Origin of the sequence: Clostridium tunisiense TJ, from assembly GCF_000300195.1 — a bacterium.
Taxonomy (GTDB): Bacteria; Bacillota; Clostridia; order Clostridiales; family Clostridiaceae; genus Clostridium_J; species Clostridium_J tunisiense.
Genome location: NZ_AMQH01000021.1, coordinates 17540 through 39985 on the forward strand (window position 1 = coordinate 17540; position 22446 = coordinate 39985).

Annotated in this window: 17 protein-coding genes, 1 tRNA gene and 1 pseudogene; 13 read left to right on the forward strand and 6 right to left on the reverse strand. The window is 30.3% G+C overall.

The features are described 5' to 3' along the window. Window positions 1–35 precede the first annotated feature (35 nt). The 7 genes and pseudogenes from C661_RS0119715 to C661_RS0119745 form a co-directional block, all read left to right on the forward strand. The gene (locus tag C661_RS0119715) at window positions 36–1901 is read left to right on the forward strand and encodes a B12-binding domain-containing radical SAM protein (RefSeq protein ID WP_017417053.1); all 1866 of its coding nucleotides are present in this window, start codon (window positions 36–38) and stop codon (window positions 1899–1901) included. Then, window positions 1882–3624, forward strand: coding sequence for an ABC transporter ATP-binding protein (locus C661_RS0119720; RefSeq protein WP_017417054.1), 1743 nt, complete (start codon window positions 1882–1884; stop codon window positions 3622–3624). The genes C661_RS0119715 and C661_RS0119720 overlap by 20 nt, the downstream gene beginning before the upstream one ends. Next, on the forward strand, window positions 3581–5275 hold the full coding sequence (locus C661_RS0119725; protein ID WP_017417055.1) for an ABC transporter ATP-binding protein: 1695 nt from the start codon (window positions 3581–3583) through the stop codon (window positions 5273–5275). Before C661_RS0119720 ends, C661_RS0119725 begins: the two co-directional genes overlap by 44 nt. A gap of 34 nt (window positions 5276–5309) precedes the next feature. Beyond that, window positions 5310–7151, forward strand: a complete 1842-nt coding sequence (locus C661_RS0119730) for a YcaO-like family protein (RefSeq protein ID WP_192812678.1) — start codon at window positions 5310–5312, stop codon at window positions 7149–7151. After that, entirely contained in the window at window positions 7138–7305 is a 168-nt protein-coding gene (locus tag C661_RS23800; RefSeq protein WP_017417057.1) for a hypothetical protein, read from the forward strand. The genes C661_RS0119730 and C661_RS23800 overlap by 14 nt, the downstream gene beginning before the upstream one ends. Before the next feature lie 4 nt (window positions 7306–7309). After that, entirely contained in the window at window positions 7310–8305 is a 996-nt protein-coding gene (locus tag C661_RS0119740; protein WP_017417058.1) for a SagB/ThcOx family dehydrogenase, read from the forward strand. A gap of 406 nt (window positions 8306–8711) precedes the next feature. Then, window positions 8712–8927, forward strand: a pseudogene (locus C661_RS0119745) (DJ-1/PfpI family protein); the annotation flags it as partial. Between the two features lie 256 nt (window positions 8928–9183). Here the strand turns inward: C661_RS0119745 and C661_RS0119750 are convergent. Then, window positions 9184–9363: a YjfB family protein gene (locus C661_RS0119750; RefSeq protein WP_017417060.1), complete on the reverse strand. Its 180-nt coding sequence runs from the start codon at window positions 9361–9363 to the stop codon at window positions 9184–9186. 440 nt (window positions 9364–9803) lie between these two features. Here C661_RS0119750 and C661_RS0119755 point away from each other — a divergent pair, with 440 nt between their 5' ends. Genes C661_RS0119755 through C661_RS0119765 form a run of 3 tightly spaced genes read left to right on the forward strand, consistent with a single transcriptional unit; the run spans window position 9804 to window position 11688 of the window. Further along, on the forward strand, window positions 9804–10175 hold the full coding sequence (locus tag C661_RS0119755; protein WP_017417061.1) for a GntR family transcriptional regulator: 372 nt from the start codon (window positions 9804–9806) through the stop codon (window positions 10173–10175). Window positions 10176–10177: 2 nt separating this feature from the next. Further along, window positions 10178–10876, forward strand: coding sequence for an ABC transporter ATP-binding protein (locus C661_RS0119760; protein WP_017417062.1), 699 nt, complete (start codon window positions 10178–10180; stop codon window positions 10874–10876). 11 nt (window positions 10877–10887) lie between these two features. Next, window positions 10888–11688: a hypothetical protein gene (locus tag C661_RS0119765; RefSeq protein ID WP_017417063.1), complete on the forward strand. Its 801-nt coding sequence runs from the start codon at window positions 10888–10890 to the stop codon at window positions 11686–11688. A gap of 81 nt (window positions 11689–11769) precedes the next feature. On the opposite strand, the gene C661_RS0119770 is transcribed toward C661_RS0119765, so the two are convergent. Further along, window positions 11770–13176 (reverse strand): sodium:solute symporter family protein, encoded by a 1407-nt coding sequence (locus C661_RS0119770; protein WP_017417064.1) that lies wholly within the window; start codon window positions 13174–13176, stop codon window positions 11770–11772. A gap of 235 nt (window positions 13177–13411) precedes the next feature. Further along, entirely contained in the window at window positions 13412–14431 is a 1020-nt protein-coding gene (locus tag C661_RS0119775; RefSeq protein ID WP_017417065.1) for a YeiH family protein, read from the reverse strand. Between the two features lie 350 nt (window positions 14432–14781). On the opposite strand from C661_RS0119775, the gene C661_RS0119780 reads away from it, so the two are divergent. Both C661_RS0119780 and C661_RS0119785 read left to right on the forward strand, forming a co-directional pair. After that, entirely contained in the window at window positions 14782–15675 is an 894-nt protein-coding gene (locus C661_RS0119780) for a LysR family transcriptional regulator (RefSeq protein WP_017417066.1), read from the forward strand. A gap of 145 nt (window positions 15676–15820) precedes the next feature. Beyond that, window positions 15821–18019 (forward strand): methyl-accepting chemotaxis protein, encoded by a 2199-nt coding sequence (locus C661_RS0119785; RefSeq protein WP_017417067.1) that lies wholly within the window; start codon window positions 15821–15823, stop codon window positions 18017–18019. A gap of 14 nt (window positions 18020–18033) precedes the next feature. On the opposite strand, the gene C661_RS0119790 is transcribed toward C661_RS0119785, so the two are convergent. The 3 genes from C661_RS0119790 to C661_RS0119800 form a co-directional block, all read right to left on the reverse strand. Then, window positions 18034–18921 carry a phosphatidylserine decarboxylase gene (locus C661_RS0119790; RefSeq protein WP_017417068.1) on the reverse strand — a complete coding sequence of 296 codons (888 nt, stop codon included), beginning with the start codon at window positions 18919–18921 and terminating at the stop codon, window positions 18034–18036. A gap of 202 nt (window positions 18922–19123) precedes the next feature. Beyond that, window positions 19124–20515 (reverse strand): alanine/glycine:cation symporter family protein, encoded by a 1392-nt coding sequence (locus C661_RS0119795; RefSeq protein WP_017417069.1) that lies wholly within the window; start codon window positions 20513–20515, stop codon window positions 19124–19126. A gap of 194 nt (window positions 20516–20709) precedes the next feature. Continuing rightward, window positions 20710–22098 (reverse strand): pyruvate carboxylase subunit B, encoded by a 1389-nt coding sequence (locus C661_RS0119800; RefSeq protein ID WP_017417070.1) that lies wholly within the window; start codon window positions 22096–22098, stop codon window positions 20710–20712. A 247-nt stretch (window positions 22099–22345) separates the two neighbouring features. On the opposite strand from C661_RS0119800, the gene C661_RS0119805 reads away from it, so the two are divergent. Continuing rightward, window positions 22346–22422: transfer RNA gene (locus tag C661_RS0119805), tRNA-Arg, on the forward strand. The last annotated feature ends 24 nt before the right edge of the window (window positions 22423–22446 follow it).

Below are 22446 nucleotides of genomic sequence, written 5' to 3' on the forward strand. Positions count from 1 at the left end.
TACACGTCTTTTATGAAACTTTTAGGGGGAGTTTTATGGATGTATTATTCGTAAATAGTATTGAGTTTGTCGAAGGAAATGATCATCCTCAAATAGGTCAATTGATATTAAAAAAAATACTAAGTAAAAAGTATGACACAGATTATCTTAACTTTGATTACTTGCATAAAATCGGAAAAATAAAATATGTTAATTCATTAATTGAAAATTTTAAACAAATTGCAGAATATATAATAGAATTGGATCCAAAAGTTGTTGGTTTCTATACCATTAGTGATTCTTTTATTACAACTGTAAAAGTTGCTGAAATGTTAAAAAAGTTGGCACCACAGATTAAGATAATATTTGGCGGTCCTCATGCATCTTTAATTGCAGAGAAATGCATTGAACAATTTTCATTTGTTGATGCTGTAGCTATTGGCGAAGGAGAAAAGCTAATAGTTCCATTAATTGATAGGTTAATCAATGACTTCTCTCTAAGTGATGTTAAAGGAATTTGTTACTGTGAGAGTGGAAAAATTATTGTAAATCCCTGTAATGAGCTTATATCAATTGATGAATTAAATGCGAACGACAAGTTGGATTTTGGAGAGTATAATTTTAAAAAAAATGATTCACTTATGCTTGAAGCGGGAAGAGGTTGCCCTTTTAAATGCTCATTTTGTTCTACTAGCGTGTTTTGGAAAAGGAAGTACAGAGTTAAATTAGCAGAAAAAATTGTTGATGATATGGAATATTATAACAAAACCCATAAAGTAACTAAGTTTAAACTTGAACATGATATGCTAACAGCTAATAAGAAATATATTAAAGAATTGTGTGAACACATATCAATTATGAAGATGGATTATACATGGACTTGTTCAGCTAGAATAGATTGTTTAGATGAAGATATCTTGAAAGAAATGCGAAGGGCTAATTGTACAGGAATATACTTGGGTATAGAAACTGGATCGGCACGTATGCAGAAAATAGAGAATAAGAATCTTAATCTAGAAAATGCACCTAAAATATTAAAGATTTTAAAGCAATTAGAGTTTAATGTTACGGTCTCTTTTATTTATGGTTTTTATGAAGAAAATATTGAAGATTTTCGGGAGACGCTAAAATTAATGGAAAAGTGTTTGGAGTTTGATATAGACTCAATTCAACTACATAAATATATGGCTTTACCTGGAACAAAAGATAGTAATATAGTTTATGATGATTTATACTTCGATCCTGAATATGCAGGTGAGGTTTCAATTCTATACAGAGAATTATTTAAATGTGATGAATTATCTAACTTAGCGAAAAGCTCTAAAGAGATGTTTATGCAATATTATACATTTGACAATGAAGTGAGAAAAAGATATTCAAGATTTGATTTATTTATTGTCATGTTAAATATTGCCATGAATCAGGGGTTTAGAAGTAGTGTCAAATTACTGGTAAAAAGGTATGGTTATGAGCAACTTTATATAAAGTATGAAGTTTTATTCTGCCAATACTTGGATAAATATTGTGATTTAGTATTGGAGGAAATTATATCTGGTAGTTTTTTCAGAAACCAACTCATAAAAAGTTTTTTGAACGTTATGAAAACTGAATGCAAAGAGCTTGATGAAACGATATTTAAACAGATATTTATGTTTGAGTATAAGTTTTATGAGCTTAGATATATTAAAAAATTTAAGCAGATAGAGAAACCGTATCAAACTTATAAGTTTTCAATAGATATATTTGCGATGATAAAAGAAGGAAAATTGATAGTTAAAGATACTTTTGTTATGTTTGTTAGGGAAAAAACAAGACTTAAAGTCATGAAAATAAATGAGAATCAGAATTATTTTAGAGAAAATGAAATTGAGGTATTTGAATCAGATGGATGGGAGTTAGAAAATGAAAAAATATATATTTAGTAATAAAAAATTAATTTTTATGTATTTAATGATTTCTGTTGTGGTTTATATTTCTGTAACACGTATTTATGGGCTTTATTCAATAATAACTGATATTGTTAACACCATGGATTCAAGTAGAGTTCTTGAGGTGATTATTTATTGTGCAGGAGTACTTGCAATTCTGCTCATCACGCTGATTTTAAGTTCAATTTTAAAACGAAATATATTGCAAAATATATCCTATGAGATTAGAAAAGATATAATGAGAAAAGTGTATAAAATGGATATAAAATCATACTATACTAAAAATTCATCTTATTATACATCTATGCTGGTTAATGATGTAAATATGTTGGAAGAGAATTATTTTTCAAACGTATTTGAATTAGTGAGTGATATAATCCAATTATTAATTATGATATTTGCAATTGCGGTAGTAGGGTTGCCGTACTTATTAATAGTTATTATTGCAGCAATCCCTTCAGCTATTCAGCCACTGATTCTAAAAAAGAAACTTGGAAAAAAAGGCGAAAAGGTATCAGATGAAATGAAAAACTATACCAATAAGACGAAAGAATTCTTTTTATCATATGAAGTAATACATGCTTTTAGGAGAGTTTCAATATTCAATCAAATATTTAGAATCACTACTTTTGAGCTAGAAAAATCCAAATATAATTTAGAATTAATAAAAACTTTTAACACAGGGTTAATGCTAGTAGCTGTATATTCTTTAAAAATAGGTACTCAGTTATACTTCGCCAACAGCGCAATAAATGGATTAATAACTGTTGCAACGGTAACATTGTTGTTTGGATTGGCAAATAATGTAGGTAATCCGATTACTTCAATACTAACTTATCTTCAACATATAAATTCAACTAAAGAAATACAAAAAAAGGTCAATAAATTTATAAATGATAACACTACTTTAGAAAGATTAGAAGGTAGTGAATTAAATGAAAATATAAAAAATATTTGCTTAAAAGACGTTACTTTTAGTTATGATAATGAGAATAAAATTCTAGATAACCTTAATGTGAAATTTGAAAAAGGTAAAAAATATGCATTAGTAGGTGAAAGTGGTAGTGGTAAAAGTACAATTCTTAAACTTATAATGGGATACTATGAAAACTTTACAGGTAGTTACTCTATGAATGGGGTAGAGACAAAGGATTTGTCAAAAAAGTGTATAAGAAATAAAATAGTTTATCTTACACAGAATTCAGTATTGTTGGATGGAACGTTTAAAGAGAATATTACATTGTTCAGAGACAATTATCTGGACTCAGAAATCGAAAGAGTTATTAATGACGCTGCTCTTGATGATTTATATAGTGGATTTAAAAATGGACTTGACGAAATTGTTTCAGGTGGGAATGTTAATGTTTCTGGTGGTGAGAGACAGAGAATTGCAATTGCAAGGGCTATGCTTTCTAAGGCTGAAGTATTACTTATGGATGAAGGTGTATCAGCTCTTGATAATATAACAGCTATGGAAGTAGAAAAAGTACTATTGAAAGATGAAAAACAAATGCTAATTTCGGTTATACATAGAATCAATGAATCTATTGAATTATATGATTGCATTTTATATCTTGAAAATGGCAAAGTTATTGAATCAGGTAATTATAATGAATTGATGAAAAAAAATGATAAGTTTAGCAAATTGGTAGAAGGACAAGGAGGTATAAGGCATGAAGAATTATCTGCGAAAGATAATGTTTCATTCATCAGTTAGAATATGGAGTTATATGCTTGTGTTTTTTGCTTATGCAATTGTAACTGTGAAGTTTTCTAAAATGCTAGGATTAGCTTTTGATGTTGCTAGAGGAACCAAGCGTGATTATTGGCAATATGCTAAAGAATTATGTATAATAACAATTCTAATGATGGTGTTATACACTATTTATTCGATGATTAAGGTTCAAAGTAGAAAAGTAATAAACAATAACCTAAGGACAAAACTATATGAGAGCATAAATAAGCTTCCAATAGATGAGTATATGAAAAAAGATTGTGATAGCTATACATCTATACTTGTAAATGATACTACAATGATTGAAACAAATTATATTACACCTTATTTATGCATAATTGAAGAGATTATAACACTATTAGTGGCAATAGTAGCAATTATAACTATGAATTGGATGTGTAGCCTTTTTGTTTTGTTTGTAAGCGTTATACCTCTTGTTATTCCCAAATTATTCGTTGGTAAATTACAGAGTATGATGATGAGTTATTCCCAGGAGAATGAAGAATTCTTAAAGAGCACTTCTAGTTATATGGAAGGCGTTGAAGTGTTTAAGAATTATAATGCAGTTAGCGTTGTTGATAGCCAGTTTGACAAGAGTAATAAGGAATTAGGAACTGTTAAACGCAGGGCTTACCAATATATGGACATTCTAATCAGTGTTATAGCAGTAGTTTCTAATATGGTAATCTTAGGCATTCTAGTATTTGGAATGATATTGGCACTAAATGGATTGTTAACGGTAGGAGAGATATTTGCAATTACTTTTATCTCTGGAAGTATTGCTGGTCCTTTAAGTAAAATTTCACAGAACCTTCCAAAGATTATGGGATGTAAAGAAATCGTCAATAAATTAAATAAAATACTTAATTACACTTATAAAGAAAAAGAAAATGTTGAGGATATAATTGAAACAATAACATTAGATCAGGTCTCATTGGAGATTGATAATAAACAGATACTTAATCAAATAACTTTGGATCTCGAAAAGAATAAAAAATATGCATTTGTCGGGACCAGTGGTTCTGGGAAAAGCACTTTGCTTAAACTAATATTAGGTTATTATAATGATTATCAGGGAGAAATAAAGATTAACAATCATTTGCTTCAGAATGTATCAGAAGATTCACTCTACAAACAGATAACGTATATTTCACAAAACAATTTATTATTAGAAGGTACGGTTAAAGATAATATTACCATGTTTGAACCAAATTATGAGAAATCTGATATTTCATCTGTTATTGAATTTGCGGCTTTGGATAATAAAATCAAGGAAATGAATGATGGTTTAGATACATGGATTTCTGAATCGGGAGTAAATTTCTCAGGAGGAGAAAAACAGAGAATATCTATTGCTAGAGCAATGTTAAAAAACAGTAGTTTTTATTTTCTTGATGAAGCAACTTCAGCACTAGATTATGAAAATTACCTAAGAATCGAAAAATGCTTGATGAATAAACCAAATACGACATTAGTGTCTGTTACACATCGGATAGATAAAAGCATATTAGGTAAATACGACAAAATTTTCGTGTTTCATAATGGCCAGATTTGTGAACAAGGACATTTCGATGAGTTATATATGAAAAAAGGTTTCTTCTATGAATTGGTTAAAGCACAGAAAACATCATAATTATTATTGAAAGGATTTGAGCATATTGTCACAATTGAAAAGTAGGCATTATAAAGATATAAGTCCTGATGTAACTGTAGAAAGAATTATATCTAAATTGTATGAGATGGATATTAAAGTTAGTGAAAGATGGTATAGAGATGAAGAAATAAAAACAGAAAGTCTTCGTTTAAACTTTACAGGTTCAGCAATTGGGTGTAACGGTAAGGGTGTCGATAGGAATTTTGCAAGAGCAAGTGCTTATGGGGAATTATTTGAAAGATATCAAAATAACATGTTATGTGATAAAACAATGGAGATGAGAAAGCAAAACAAAAGTGAATTTGGATTTGAGTTAGCCCCTGATGAGAAAAACCTTACAATTGAGGAAATATTAAATCAAGGAAATTCTTTTACCAAATTTATTGAAGATAAATTTAATATGGTTCATATGAATGATATTGAAAAGGTTGCTTTTTTATTGAAAATTAGTAAACCTGAAAATGAAGGTAAATATTTATCTTTGCCTTTTTATAGTGTATTGGATAATCAGGTTTATTATTTACCCCAGAGCTTTTATATGAAATTTTATGGTAGTAATGGTATGGCTGCGGGAAATACTCCCGAAGAGGCAATAATTCAGGGGTTGTCAGAAATAATGGAAAGAGTTGTTCAGAAGAAAGTGATTATGGAAAACCTTTCGTTACCTGATATACCTATGGACGTATTGAAAAGGTATCCTCAAGTTTATGATATGTTTGAAAAAATAAGAAGTACTGAAGGATATCATATAGAAATTAAGGATTGTTCTTTAGGTGGTATGTATCCTGTGGCGGCATTAATTATAATTGAAAAGGATACTGGGAGATATGGAATAAAATTTGGAAGTCATCCAAGTATGGGCATTGCGATTGAAAGAGCATTTACCGAAGCCACTCAAGGCCATTCTGTTTATGAATATACTAATAGGAGCATATTTGACTTTCAAAATAATGAAGTTACTACACATTGGAACTTTGAAAACAGTATTATTAATGGCCAAGCACAATATGGCTATGAACTTTTTTCTAATTCTAATAGTTATTCATTTTTTGATTTTGATTGTGGAGACATGGATAATAAAGAGATTCTTAAGTATTGCATTAAATGTCTTACGAAAAATGGTTATGATGTGTTAATACGAGATGTGTCATATTTGGGATTACCGTCATACCATATTATTGTACCAGGAGTATCTGAAGTTTTTGAATGGGAAGAACAGGCATTAAAAGCAGACAATACATTTAAGTATGTAAGAAATTTACTACACGATCCAAACCAAATTAATAAGGATAATTGTAAACATATTATTACGTCACTTAATTATTTTTCAAAAAGTATATTGGAAAATCGTGTTCGAAAATATTATGATAATCAATATATTGAAAGTATTCCCTATGAAAATATTTATTGTGATTGTATTTATTTATCAGCTATGTGTAATGTAATAAGAGAAGAATTTGATTTATCTTTTCAAAAATTAAATTATATGCTTAAAAATGTTGATATGAGTATTCTAGAAAAAGAAGAAGTATCAAAATTAAAGGCAATTACTATGTATTTGTCAGGTAGAACAAAGATTAATGATCATAAAGAAGTAATCAGATATATCTCTAAGTTTTATAATGAAAAGTTATGTAAAGAAATAGATTTATTGTTTGAAGATGTAACAAAAGTAATTGTTAGACAATATTCTTTTAATAAATTAAATGAGAAAAAAATGAAGGACCAAATGATAAGAAAAGATATAACAAGAAAATTAAGAAAAGAGCAAAAACGATTTAAAATTGACCAAAGAGATCTTAAACTACTATTTAAGAGTATATGTACGGAGGAGATAAGCCATGGAAAAAATTAAGGATCAATTCATTGATGAGAGCAGTCTACTCGATTCTGTTATTGAATATGCTGAACAAGTAAAAAACTTATATGGCGATTTCACAAAATTAGGTGGAGTAGTATATTCAGCTCACCCATTATATCAACCAATTAGGATTAGAAGAAAAGTATAATTCTATGGGTGGTAATAATAATTATTATTGGTCTCCTTCCACAATATGGTATTTGGATGATGATACTACACTAGTTGTTGGAAAACTAAGAATTACAGGAAATGTAGTTACAATATTTCCGGATTTTTACTACAAGGCATGTAGGGGATTGTCTTTACATGGTGCGTTAAGAGAATTCTCATATATAAAAAAAGATATCATGAGAAAATTTTGGTCGTTTTTGATTCAAAATAATATTCTTATCAATCAAATTCAGGAAGTGGACAATCTATTTAATTATCAATATAAGGTTTGGGCGGGTAATTCTGAGTTTAGTCGGTTGAATGTAGGAAATATAAAGACTGTTTTGGAACATATGAATAAGGGGGTAATGAGGAATCCAGTTGGTGAGGACTCTTTATTAGGCATTAATTTATTAAAAAATCCTAATAATATACTAAATGCTATAAAAGAGCGAAAAACCAATAGACTTTTTAATAAAAGGGAACCTATTTCAATGGAAGTGTTTTCTTCTTTATTTGAAGTGTTGTCATATAGATCGAGAGTTGAGTATGCAACTAGTTATTACCCTTCGGCAGGAGCGTTGTATCCTATAGATTCATATATTTATGTAAAAGAGAAACGGGTAGAAGGACTTAATGAGGGACTATATTATTACCATCCATTTTCGCATAAAATCTTAATGATAGATGAAAAATGCAATATAAGAGACGCTCATTATGAGGGAAATAAACATACTTATGATGAATCAGCTATATCAATATTCTTTGTTTTTGACTCAGATATATCAATGCCAAAATATTTGGACAGAGGGTATTACTATGCAATAATTGATGTTGGTATTATGTGCCAAACATTAGCAATTCATGCAGAAACATTGGGTTTAAGTACTTGTATAATAGGTAATCTAAATTTTGATAGAATTTCAACACATTTTAAATTAAAGGGTAAACAAAAATATCTACTAGGAATGGAATGTGGTATAAAATTAACAATATAATAATTTGAAGATTGTGGTTATTGTGATGTGCGAGTTTGAATCTCGGCATCAGATATATTAAGTATTACATGATACTTGGTAGATTTTTTACCGCAAGAGATTATATGTTAGAAACACCTGAAACAATAGAACATATTGAGTAAAGGTATAAACCCCAAAAACTCTACAAACACGTAAAGTAAGGGGGGAGATACCAACCATAGTGTAACAATAACCTTTCTTTGATATACTTGAATAAAGTAAAAAGGAAGGTTTTTTGATGCAACGAAAGTCAATTGAAAAACTGAAGCTGTGGAAGCAACGGTTATATAAAAAGGACCAAAGGGGAATAATGTTAGTATAATATTGCAGACACAGAAATCCGAGGAACTTAAAATAAAATTAAGAGGAAAGAAGAGTTTACAAAGCAACAACCTATAATTTGTCTAATGGACATAGACAAAAACAGCTTGCTACTTATAAAGCTAATGTTATAGCTGATGAGCCAATAGTTGTAGATAAAAATATTATAACCTCATTTAATCCATCTACTTCTTTTGATGTTGCTTTTAAGCTTTTTGAAGTATTAATAAATAAGGAAAACTGTAATAATATTAAAAGACTTATGGGATTTATAAAATAGAGAATTAAATGTAAAATTAACATAGAGCTTTTAAATGTAAAATCAGTGTGAATTTTATTAATAGGTAACTTAATCTTTAAATTTAATTGGGGGTAATTTGAACTAGGGTTATTGTTTAAATATCCCTTTTTTCAATTTTAAAAGATAAGCTATGTAATTACATATGACATAAACTATCTAAGGAATTCTTCAAAAAAAGAACTTCCTTTAAAGAATTCCTTAAGGATATCTTTAAAGGAAGATACTTTTCTACAATTTATGCTCGTGTATCTAAGCGATTTCCTAAATTGGGATCTACAGCAGCACTTTTAAGCATTTCTGCTAATTGGGTAGAAGTTTCTTTGCCCCTATTCATAGCGAGCTTCATTACTGCTAGTCCAGCTGCCTCTTGTACTCTTGATTGGCTCATAGCTATTGATAATGCACCTATATCCATGATTATTCCTCCAAATCTTTATTCCAATTAATTTTCTGGGAATTTATTATCCTTGTTAATAAATAAGTAGTTGTAATAACTCATTTAGTTTCACATAGATAAAAAGATATATATGTTTATTATACCTATTAATATCATTAGGGACAACTTTATATGTTATAGAGATTTCTTCGTGTATCTCATAATTAATTTACTAAGGTTATGGTTTTCTAAATCTAATATATCTAATAGAAAAATAAAAATACTTAATTAGTTTATAAGAAACCTAGGAGTTTTAAAGCTTCTGGGTTCTTCTATTTTGGTTTATGAGTTTTTGTTGAGATAAAAGGCTTTAAGGACAGAACACAAAAAAATATAATTTTAGGTATTAAAGACTATTGACTAGAATATAGTATTAGTGTACTATCAATATAGTACACTAATACTTTAGGAGGTGTGATATGAGTTTAAAGTTTGATGAGAACCTTCCTATTTACATTCAGATAATGGATTATATAAAGAAAAAGACTGTTATAGGAGAAATTAAGGAGGGAGACAAATTGCCTTCAGTGAGAGAATTATCTAGTGATTTAAAAGTAAATCCAAACACTGTTTCAAGAGTTTATCAGGAGCTAGAAAGAGAAGGGCTTACCTATACTCAAAGAGGAATGGGAACTTTTATTACAGAGGATAAGGATATTTTATATAGCCTAAAGAAAACTATGGCAAGAGATATAGTTAGTAAATTTATTTATCAAATTAAGGAACTTCACTTTAGCAAGGATGAGATACTAGCTTTATTAAAAGAAGAAATTGATGGGGATGGGGAGTAAGTATGAGTAGTATAGTTCAAGTACAAAATTTAACAAAAAAATTTATTTCTAAAAGAGCTTTAAATGGAGTAAGTTTAACTTTAGAAAAGGGAAAGGTTTTAGGTATTTTAGGGCCAAATGGTAGTGGAAAGACTACATTAATTAAAACCCTTGCTGGGTTAACTAAAGCTTCCTCTGGAGTAGTAAAGATTGATGATAAAGATATAGGAGTTCAGTCAAAGAGCATAGTATCTTACATGCCTGACAGAAACTACTTTTATAAGTGGATGAAGGTTAAAGAAACCATAGAACTGTTTAAAGATTTTTATACTGATTTTGATGAAAGTAAATGTGTGAGCTTATTAAATAAAATGAATATACCAATGGAGGAAAAGGTTACAGCTCTTTCGAAGGGAATGCTTGAAAAGTTAAATATATCTCTTGTTCTTTCAAGAAAAGCTAAACTATTTATTTTAGATGAGCCTCTAGGAGGAGTAGATCCCGTGGCAAGAGAAGAGATTTTAGACATGATAGTAGATAACTTAGATGGAGAAAGCTCTATGATAATAACTACCCATTTAGTTAGGGATATGGAAAGATTATTTGATGAAGTCATTTATCTTAGAGAGGGCGAGATATTCCTTAAAGGGAATGCAGAAGATTTAAGGGCATCTCATGGAAAAACTATTGAAGATATATATAGGGAAATATTTGGGGTTTAGGAGGGGTTTAAATGCTTAAGTTATTAAAGTATAATTTTAAGGAAAGTACAAGGATATTAGGACCTTGTCTTTTGATAATGTCTTTATTAAATATATTTTTTTATGATTTAACTCAAATTATAACAAGTGATTTAGTACCGGTGTTTTTAGTTCTTACAAATATAGTTATTGTGGTAGTAATTCTTTACCATTTAACAACTTCATTTATTAAGGAGTTTAATGAGGATAGAGGATTTTTAACCTTTACCTTGCCTATAAGTGGTAAAAAGTTTATTTTAGCAAAGTTGTTCAATACTACTATTTGGATAATACTAATTGTTGTGACACAGGCTATTAGTGCTATTATACTAGCCTTTAGGTTAGATTCTTTAAAAATAGATGATTTTCATTTTGATATTAGCCTGCTACAGGGAGATATTAAAAGCTTTATAAATTTAATGGTCTTTGGATTTTTCACGATTTTAGTTTTATATATTTACTTCATGCTTAGCGGTTATTTCTCAGAAACTATTAGTAAAATAGCTTATAGAGGAAAATCTAAGTTTACTCAGTTTGTTATTGCGGGAACTTTATGGTTAACTCAATTTATTGTGCTTTTAAATATAACAATCAAGACAGCGATAGCTATGCCACTTTATTATAATGCAGTAGATGGAAAGTTTAACTTATCGCAAGAAAGTATTTCTATGTTTTTAGACCAAGGGTTTGTTTTTACAAATATAAACATTACGGGAATAATAATGCTAGGTTTGATTTCAGTTGCATACTTCTTTGGAATGGCATGCTTAATAGATAATAAAGTAGATTTATAAATAAGAAAGTACTAGGAGAAAGCTCCTAGTACTTTGTTTTACCCTAGTTAAAGGGAAACAAGTAAAATTAAGATGGAATAATTAAATTTCTTCTAGTGGTGGTGCAATTTTATTAGTAACTCTTGTTTCAATAAAGGAAGTAATCATAAAGGCAATAATTGAAGCTACAGAACCAGCAATTATTGCTAGAATTCCATAAGGCTCTTTCATTATTTGCCAGTAGATTCCTACAGCACTACCTACTAATATAGAAACAATACCTGCATGTTTTGAACATTTCTTCATGGATATTGCAAGTATAAAGGCTGCAAAAGGACCAGCAGCTCTAAGCATAAAGGAGAATATATTAAGGGTTATTATATTAATTTGGAATAGAGCTATACACATTGCAAGAAGTCCAATTATAACATTGCTTATTCTAGTCATTTTAATCATAGAATTGTCACTAACATCTGGATTCATATATTTTTGATATAAATCTTTTGTTATTATAGTTGAAGCACATAGCATATCTGAATCTGCGCTAGACATGGTAGAAGCAATAATTGCTGCGCAAACAAGGCCAGAAACCCATTGAGGTGCTAAACTAAATACAGCAGTTGAAAGTGCCTTGCTTGGATCTATTGATGGGAAAGCAACAAAGGCTGCTATACCAATAATAGCAGGTACAAAAGCAAATAATCCCATAAATAATGCTGACATTAAGGTGGCTTTCTTTCCAGCCTTTTCATCCTTTGCTGCAAAAACTCTAGACACCATTTCTGGACCAGACATAAAGGTAATGAAGTACTGACCAATTAAGCTAACTATTGTAGCAATGCCCATTCCGTTTAGGGACATTTTTGTTGGAGGAACCTTAGCTACTATAGTTGACCAACCACCAGCACCTTTAATTACGAAGGGAATTGCAATTAAAAGTCCAAAGAATATAATTGCCCATTGAAATAAGTCAGTAAAGGCATCCGCCCAAAGGCCACCCATAACGGTATAGATTACTGTAAATAATCCAGCTATTAAAATAGCAACCTTAACATTTATTCCAACAAGAGCAGATATGATTATTCCTGAAGCGAGAATTTGAGAGGCTGTTAAACAAAAAAGAGAAATAATATTTAATATAGATGTTATTATATGACTTGATTTTCCAAAGCGTCTACCAACTACTTCTGGAATGGTGTAAGCCATTATTTTTCTAAGTTTTGGAGCAAAGAAGGCCATTGGAATAATACCAATTGCAGCTGCAAGCACATACCAAACAGCAGACATTCCCCAGTTACCATAGGCTTTACTTGCAAGACCAACAGTACTTCCCCCACCGATGTTGTTTGCTGCTAAGCTACAAGCTACCATAATAGCAGGTAAAGCTCTCCCAGCTAGCATATAATCTGTACTATCATTAATTAAGAACTTGTTTGTGTAAAAACCTACAAAAAGCATAAGAGCTAGATAAACAATTACAATAATTAATGGAACTAAGTTTAAACTCATATAATTTCCCCCTTTAAATTGGTATAGTAATTTATATTCAAAAAACCAGGGAGTATAACTAAACAAGTTAATAAGATTTTAATAATCTGTTCAAAATTGGCAAGTTTAGAGTTTCATTAATTTACATTTCCTTGGCAATAATTATGAAAGTGAAGCTTAGTTATAAAGCTAATTAAAAAAATCCCTATGCTCTAAGCAAGGGATTTTTAAATTATATTTATATCTAATATAAAAGTTAAATTAATACTGTGATTAATATTAGTGCTGATATAACTTGAAAGGTGGAAATGGACAATCCATAAAGGGATGTTTTTAAACCTTCCTTCATAAGATCTGAAAAGTTAACTCTCATTCCAATGCCTGCAAGAGCTATTACTTCAAAGTTATTACTAATTACCTTGAAAATTTTTGATATTTCCACTGGAATAATACTTAAGCTAAATAAAAAACACATTATAAAAAATCCTGTAACATACCAAGGAATTTTAACTTTAATTTTCCTATTTTTCGCTTCGGAGTTATTAGCGCTTTCTACAGAGTGATTTTTAAAAGCTGAAAGACCTAAAACTACAAATACTAAAAATATAACTCTAACTATCTTAAATATAGTAGCTAAGTCTTTAACTCCCTCATTAACTAAAGCTCCACTAGCTACAACTTGTCCTACTGACTGAAGCACTCCACCAATTAAAGCAGAAGTTTTTAAGGTTTCTAAGGAGAACAAAGCATAACCTATAAGTGGTAAAAGTAGCATTAAAATTGTACCTACTAAGTTTACTATAGTAATAGCAATTCCCTTATCTTTGTCACTAGCACCTATAGCTGGGGCAGTAGATGCTATGGCAGAAGAACCACATACTGCATTACCACTAGCCATTAAAAGTCCAAAGTCCTGGGAAAAGCCAAATTTTCTGCCAAGATATATAGCTACAAATATTGTTATTGCCATTTGAATTACAATATAGCTTAAACCTGAAACGCCTAAGTTTAAAATTGTTTTTATGCTTAAGGTCCCTCCAAGAAGAACAATAGAATAAGAAAGTAAGGTGCTTTCACAAAATTTCGTACCTTTCCCATAAACCTTGTTTTTCCCAATAGTGTTTCCAATAAGTATACCAATTAGTATTGAAAGAGTTGCACCACCTATCATAGGGATGTAACTTCCTATAAATTTACTTGCATAAGCAATTATAATGCACACAATTAACCCAGGGAATATTTCAATAAAATCATGTTTTAATTTTGATAGTGTCATATGTCTATTCCTCCTATAAACTTTAGCAGTAAGATTTTATTCAAGTGATTAAATCTTAGTGACAGTATATCCATATAGAATTATAACAATTAAAGTAATATATTAAAAATATATTATTTTAATTGTTATAATTAAAATAATTAATGGTTAAAGAGGTTAAATTAAAGTTAAGGATGAATTTAAGCTATAAAAAAGCCCTTAAAGCTCTAAAGTTACTAATTAGATGTGGTTTGCCTGAAATAATTAGTAAGTGATTTAATAGAGAACTCTTATTATAATTTTAAAATAAAAAGGATGATAAAAATAGTAATAAAGTTTATAGTTTTTACAGAATAGAAAGGAGCTAGAAAATGATTGAGGAACTCAAAACCTTTATAGCAGTAGTTGAGTATAAAAATTTTACTAAGGCAGCAGAAGCCATAAAACTATCTCAGCCTAGTGTAAGTTTACATATTAAACATCTTGAAGAATATTTTGGAATTAGACTTATTGAAAGATCAATTAAGCAAAAAAAAATAGAAATAACCAGTGGAGGATATTTACTTTATAAGAGGGCTGGAGAAATAATTCATATTTTAGAGGAAACTAAAAATGAACTCACAAACTATGAGGAAACTGTTAGTGGAACTTTACGTATAGGGGCAAGCTTTACTATAGGGGAATATATACTTCCAGCCTTCCTTGGTAAGTTTTCTAAGGAGTTTCCATATTTGAATTTAGAAGTTAAAATTGCAAATACCGCCTCAGTTTGTGACATGATTAATAATAAGGAATTAGATATAGGTCTTATTGAAGGTGTGGTACCTTCATCTAAATTTCAGTATGAGGATTTTTTAAAGGATGAAATGGTTCTTGCTGTGTATAATAGGCATCCCTTAGTAGGAAAATCTTTAACCATAGAAAGTCTTCAAAACCAGACTTGGATTAGTAGAGAAGCTGGTTCAGGTACACAGGAGTACTTAATGGTATTCTTATCTGGAAATAATATTATTCCTAAAAATATTGTAGTGTTTGGAAGTAATTATGCGGTAAAAGAGGCTGTAGAAAATGAATTGGGAATAACAGTTATTTCTTCTCATGTAACAAAGAAAGATGTTAAAAATGGAGAAATTTCAGTAGTACCTTTAGGGGAAAAATATACAAGACATTTTTCTTATATACTACCTATTAATACTACTCCTTCAAAAGCAGTAAGAGTATTTATAGAAAAAATAAAAGAGTTAAAAAAGCCAGTATTAAAATAAAATTCAATATAATTATTAAAATAGATAAAATATTAAGCATATTCACATATTTTCGTTAATTTATTATATATTTCTGCAAAATATGGTATTATTATATTAGGTAAGACAAATTAATATATACTATATGCTTTAAGGGGGACATGTGATGGGGATGAAGTTTAAGTGGAAACCTAAAGAAATGCTTTCAAAACTAAAAATCTTTTTTTCTAAAAGAAGTGGGGCAAAACCTGAGAAGAAAAAGAGAGAGAAAAAAAGCTACGGTAAAATATTTAAGAGCAATAAGCTACAAATTGAAGGGATTTCAATAAAATATAAATTACTTTTCAATATAACAGCGTTGCTTATTTGTGCTATGTTAATAACAAGCACTATAATGTACATAAGCTCATCAGTTACAATCTTCAATCAGAGTAAAGAAGAGATGAAATCACTAATTACTAGATCCATAGAAACTATATCAGTTATGATAGAAAAAGAAGTTAGTGAAGCTTATGCTATAGCTAACACAAAAGAGAGTAGTGAGATATTAAAGAATAATGAAAGTAAGGATGCTAATGTACTTAGTAGTAATATAGGTCTTATAAACATAAATAATAAGTTTTTTAAGGAATATTTAGCTGCTAACGCTCATGTCGATAGAATATCTTTAATTGATATAACCGGTAAGATAATTTCTGATAGTGAGGAATCTTTAATTGGAAGCAGTGTAAATGACACTGAATATCATGCTACTAGCTCTAGTGGAGGAAATAGTATAAGTGACACTCTTAAATCTGTAGATGGGAAAAAAAGTGTAGTGGTATTTACATACCCTGTACTTAATAAGGAAGCTCATGGAAAATGTGTTGGCTATGTAGCACTTCATGTTTATTCAAATAGTTTTTCAAAGTACTTAAATAAAGTTAAGGTAAATAATACAGAATCTAGCTTTGCATACTTAGTAGATGAAGCAGGAAGCGTTATTTATCATCCATCTAGTGAAAAGATAGGTCAAAAGGTGGATTCAAAGGAAATTGAGGGAGTCATAGGGAAAGTAATGAAGGGCAGTAAGGTGGAAACCTCTGCTATAGAATATAAATATGAGAACAAAAAGATTTTATCGGCCTATGGGGTAACCCCTAAAACAAACTGGTTACTGGTTGTTAATGCAGATAGAGACGAAATAAGAAAACCTGTACAAGCTATGACTAAAGTGATTTTTATTGTAGCAATTTTAGTAATAATAGGAGCTGTATTAATAACTCTAGTTATGGCAAATATTATCGTTAAACCAATTATAGGGGTAACATATCTTGTTAATAAAACTTCAGAACTTGACTTAAGTAATGACGACCTAAAAAACACAGTGAAGTCAAAGGATGAGATAGGATTAATATGGAAATCAATTATAAATATGAGAACAGCTCTAAGAGAGGTAGTTAATGAGTTAACGGATGCTGGTGAAACCTTAACTAAGAATGCTAATTTAGTTGAAGAATCTGCAGAGATTTTAAAGTATGAAGCAGATGAGACTCTTTTAGAAACTGAAAACATATCTTCAGGAATACAGCAAACAGCAGCTACTGCCGAAGAGATTTCAGCATCTTCTGATGATATGTTAAATAGGGTTAATAAAATTTCTGAAGGAGCATCCTCTGGTTATGATATTACTGAAGAAATTCTAAGTAAAGCCCAAGATATTAAAGAAACATCATTAGTATCAAAGGAAAAAACAGAAGAAGTATATAGTCAAGTTAAAACTGAACTAGAAAATGCAATTAACGGTTCCAAAGAAGTTAACCAAATTCATAAACTTGCTAATTCAATTTTGGAAATCACAGAGCAAACCAATCTTTTAGCCTTAAATGCAGCCATAGAAGCAGCAAGGGCTGGGGATGCTGGAAGGGGTTTTGCTGTGGTTGCTGATGAGGTAAGAAAGCTAGCAGAGCAGTCAGGAAAAACAGCCTCAGATATCCAACACGTAGTTAGAGTAGTCCACAATTCAGTGGAAAATTTAGCTGCTGGTTCAGAAAAGATGATTAAGTTTATGGAGATTAATGTTGGAAACGATTATGAAAGAAATATTAAAGTTGGTGAGCAATACTCTAATGATGCGGGAGAATTCAATAAGTTTATGACTGAATTTAATGAAGAGGCAAGAGCTCTAACTTCAAATATTAGTGATATTGTAAGGGCTATAGAGGAAGTTTCAACAACTGTAAGTGAGGGTGCTTTAGGAGTTTCTAATGTATCTAATAAAACTAATGACATAGTTAAAAAGATTGATGAAATTAAGATTACTGCTGTAGAAAATAAAAACAGTGCAGAAAAGATTAACAATATCACATCTAAGTTTAAATTATAAAAATAGGAGTGAAGCTAAGCCTTCACTCCTATTTTTTCACCAAATCTTACTAGAGATTCCATACCATTTCGACTATTTGAAAGTAAGTCTTTATCCAGTTTAACCACATTTTCTTTAAGAAAAAGTATTACAGTGGAGCCACCGAATTTAAAGTATCCCTTTTCTTCACCTTTCTGTATATGCGCATTAGGATTATAGGTTTGAATAATAGATCCTACAAAGGTAGCACCAACTTCTAAGTAAATTACATCATCAAAGTTCTCACTATGAAATATGCTATATTCTCTTTTATTTTCTGAAAACACTCTATTTACATTTTCTAGGGCTACAGGATTAACAGAGTAATAATGGCCTGAAATAGATTTACCTGAGGAACAAGTTCCATTATCTATAAAGTGAAATCTATGATAATCTGTTGGACATAACCTAAAGATTAAGCAATATCCATTCTTATATTCCTTAGCAAGTTTTTCATCTTTTAATAGATCTTTTACATTATAGGTAAATCCTTTTACTTTAAAGGTAGTATCTTCATTAATTTTATCTATAGCTGTGAGTTTACCATCACAGGGAGAAATTAAGATATTAGCATCCATTGGTATTTCTCTAAAGTTAGGTTTTAGCTTTCTGTGAAAAAAATCATTAAAGTTATTATACTCATCAGCATGTCTTTCATACTCGCTCATATCCATGCCAAATTCTTCAATAAAAGGTTTAATTCTTTTTTTACTTAAGAAGCTATCGCAGTACTTACCATAAAGAAGAGTTAGAAATTTACGCTTAAATATAATTTCTAAAAAGGACTTTCCTAAGGCATTAGTATAAAGATAGTTAATAAACTTTCCCGCAGCTACTTTTTCTATTTCATAACGCTTTTCTTTTCTATTATAAAATTTAATCATTTTACCAACTCCAACATAGTAGTATTTATATTCTACTTGTTTAAAAATATAATATCAATATTTATATTATAGACAAATCAATAATTAAACACACCTATTAAGTCATTATTTATTGAATTTCTTATAGAAGATTCAATTATAGCCAACAAAAAAAACAACCTAGTAAATACTCGGTTGTTTTTGATTGGGTATAATTATAAACTTATATTTTATCTTTCTTTGAAGTCTTAAAGACTTCATATTCATTCATTAAGGATATTACCACTGGGCTAAGAGCCAGAAGTGCTACTAAGTTAGGGAATACCATAAAACCATTGAACATATCAGCAAGTTCCCATACTAAGTTAACTTTTAAGGTAGAACCTACAACTATAAATAATAATACTAATAATCTATATGGAGTTAAGCCTTTTTTACCAAACATATATTTTATATTTAGCTCTCCAAAGAAGTACCATCCAACAATTGTAGAGAAGGCAAAGAATAATAGACAAATTGCTATGAAGGTATGACCAAAGCCCCCAAGCCCTCTAGCAAAGGCTTCTTGAGTTAGTTGGATACCTTGTAATGCTTTACCTGAACCATCAGTAGCACTTAATGCTCCTGTAGTTATTATAACGAAAGCAGTTAGGTTTAAAATTACAAAAGTATCAATAAATACGCTTATTATAGCTACGACACCTTGCTCACCAGGGTGTTTAACCTTAGCTACTGCATGAGCATGAGGCGTTGAACCCATACCAGCTTCGTTAGAGAATAATCCTCTTGCAACCCCATATCGTACAGCTTGTTTTATTGTAACTCCTACAACACCACCAACTACAGCACTTGGATTGAAGGCACCAACTACTATAGAAGTTAAAGCAGGAATAAATTCTCCTATGTTCATAACTAAAATTCCTAAAGAAAACACAATATAAAATCCAGCCATTATAGGAACTAATTTTTCAGTAACTGATGCAATTCTGCCCATTCCACCGATAAATATAAAACCTGCAAGAACAGCAACAATAATTCCAACTACTATAGGGTTAATCCCGAAAGCAGTGTTAAAGGCATCGGCAATAGAGTTTGCTTGCACCATGTTGCCCATGAAGCCAAGAGCTAATACACAAGAAATAGAAAAAAATCCAGCTAAAAATTTACCAAGTGATTTATTTTCAAGTCCATTACTAATGTAGTAGGCGGGTCCCCCAGTAACTTCTCCATCTACTTTAGTTTTAAACTTTTGAGATAATACAGCTTCGGAATAGACAGTAGCCATTCCAAAGAATGCACTAATCCACATCCAAAAAATTGCACCAGGTCCACCAAGAGCAATAGCAGTAGCTGCTCCAGCTAAGTTACCAGTTCCAACTTGTGCGGCAATAGCAGTTGTAAGTGACTGGAAGGATGACATTCCATCTTCATCTGCTTTTTTTCCCTTTAGAGTAATACCGCCAAAAACGCTTTTGAAGCTTTCTCCAAACTTTCTAACTTGTATAAATCTAGTTTTGAAAGTAAAGTAAATACCAGTTCCACAAAGTAAGAATAGTAGAACTGAACTCCAAAGCACTGAGTTAATGTTTTCAACAATTGGTAATAATGAGTCCATGATAAATCCCCCTTATTGATTAAACTTGTTCTCAAAACTAGTTTAACACACAATTGCGAAAATTTAAACAAGTTTGATAAAAAATTCACTAAATATACAGGAAGTTTCATAAGATGACATTATTATGGCTGTTTATTATGAATAAATATAAAAAAGTTAGCAAGTATTAACTCACTAACTTTTTATTAAGATTATTATATTACTTCACTATTTGTAATTTTTCTCATATCATCATTAGATGGATTTTCGCTTCTTTTCTTGAAAAATTCTTCAGCAATTTGTGGGAACGCAAGATAAGAAAGTACATCTTCTTCTCTTGTAGTCACATCTTTTAGCATTTCTTTTGTTTTTTCAAAGGCTGGTTCCAAAGTATCGGCAAATCTTCCTGTAATAGGTTCTTCATTTCCAAGGGCTTTTTTAAGCACATCTTCATTGATTTTACCAGGAGCAGTTCCATATTCACCCTTGCAGTAAGCTTTAACCTCTTTTAGTACCATTTTATATCTTTCACCAGTTAAAATATTAACAGTTGCTTGAGTTCCTACCATTTGACTCATTGGAGTTACAAGTGGTGGATATCCTAAATCTTCTCTAACTTTTGGAACTTCAGCAAGCACTGCATCAAGCTTATCTATAGAATTTTGAGCTTTAAGTTGAGAAATCATGTTAGATAACATACCACCAGGAATTTGGTTAGTTAAACCTTCAGGTTGAGGAGTTAAAACTTTAGGATCCAGAAGACCCGAAGCTAAAACATCATTCCTTATAGGTTTAAAGAAATCATTTATATAAGTTAATTTCTGAATATTTAAGTTCGTATCATATCCTGCAGAAGTTAATGCTTGGTGAAGAGTTTCTGTTGGTGGCTGAGAAGTACCACTAGAAAATGAAGATATTGCACAATCTATACCATCAACACCAGCTTCAGCAGCTTTAAAGTAAGACATTTCAGCAAGACCATTTGTACTATGTGAATGTAAGAACACAGGAACTTTAACAGTTTCTTTTATGCTCTTAACTAAGTCATGTGCTATATTTGGCATTATAAGACCTGCCATGTCTTTGATACATATTGAGTGAGCGCCCATATTTTCAAGTTGCTTAGCTAAATGAGTATAGTTATTTACATCATGAATAGGACTCACGGTATAAACTATAGTTCCTTGAGCATGTGCACCTTGTTTTATTGTTTCATCCATGGCAACTTCAATATTTTGAAAGTCATTTAAGGCATCGAATATTCTAATTATATCCATTCCGTAGTATACAGTCATTTTTATGAACTCTCTTACTACGTCATCAGGATAATGTTTGTAACCTAATATGTTCTGACCTCTCAATAGCATTTGAAGAGGAGTTTTCTTTACTACATTTTTAATGTTTTTTAATCTATTCCATGGATCCTCATTTAAGTATCTTAGGCAAGAGTCGAAAGTTGCGCCGCCCCAACATTCCAATGAATAATATCCTGCATCATCTAATTCCTTAAGTATAGGAGCAAACTCCTCATAAGGAAGCCTAGTTGCAATAAGAGATTGATTAGCATCTCTTAGAACCGTCTCAGTTATATGAATTTTTTTCATTAAAATCACCTCTAAATAAAATGTACATAGTGTAATATTTTAGTTAATCATTAATATTTTAACATAAAGCTTTATAAAAATCTGCAACAAATCATTTATTTTTCTGAAAAATTATCCATTCCATATTAGGTTATCCTAAAAAATAGCTTAAAATTCATGAATTATTTTAATTTAAATTATAAAATTTTAATATAAAGATATGTTGACATTTTAAACCAGTTGTTATTATAATATAATTATAATTCATGCGCCCGTAGCTCAGTAGGATAGAGCGTCCCCCTCCTAAGGGGAAGGCCGGAGGTTCGACTCCTCTCGTGCGCACCAAACTTAGTAAGGCTTTGCTTTGCT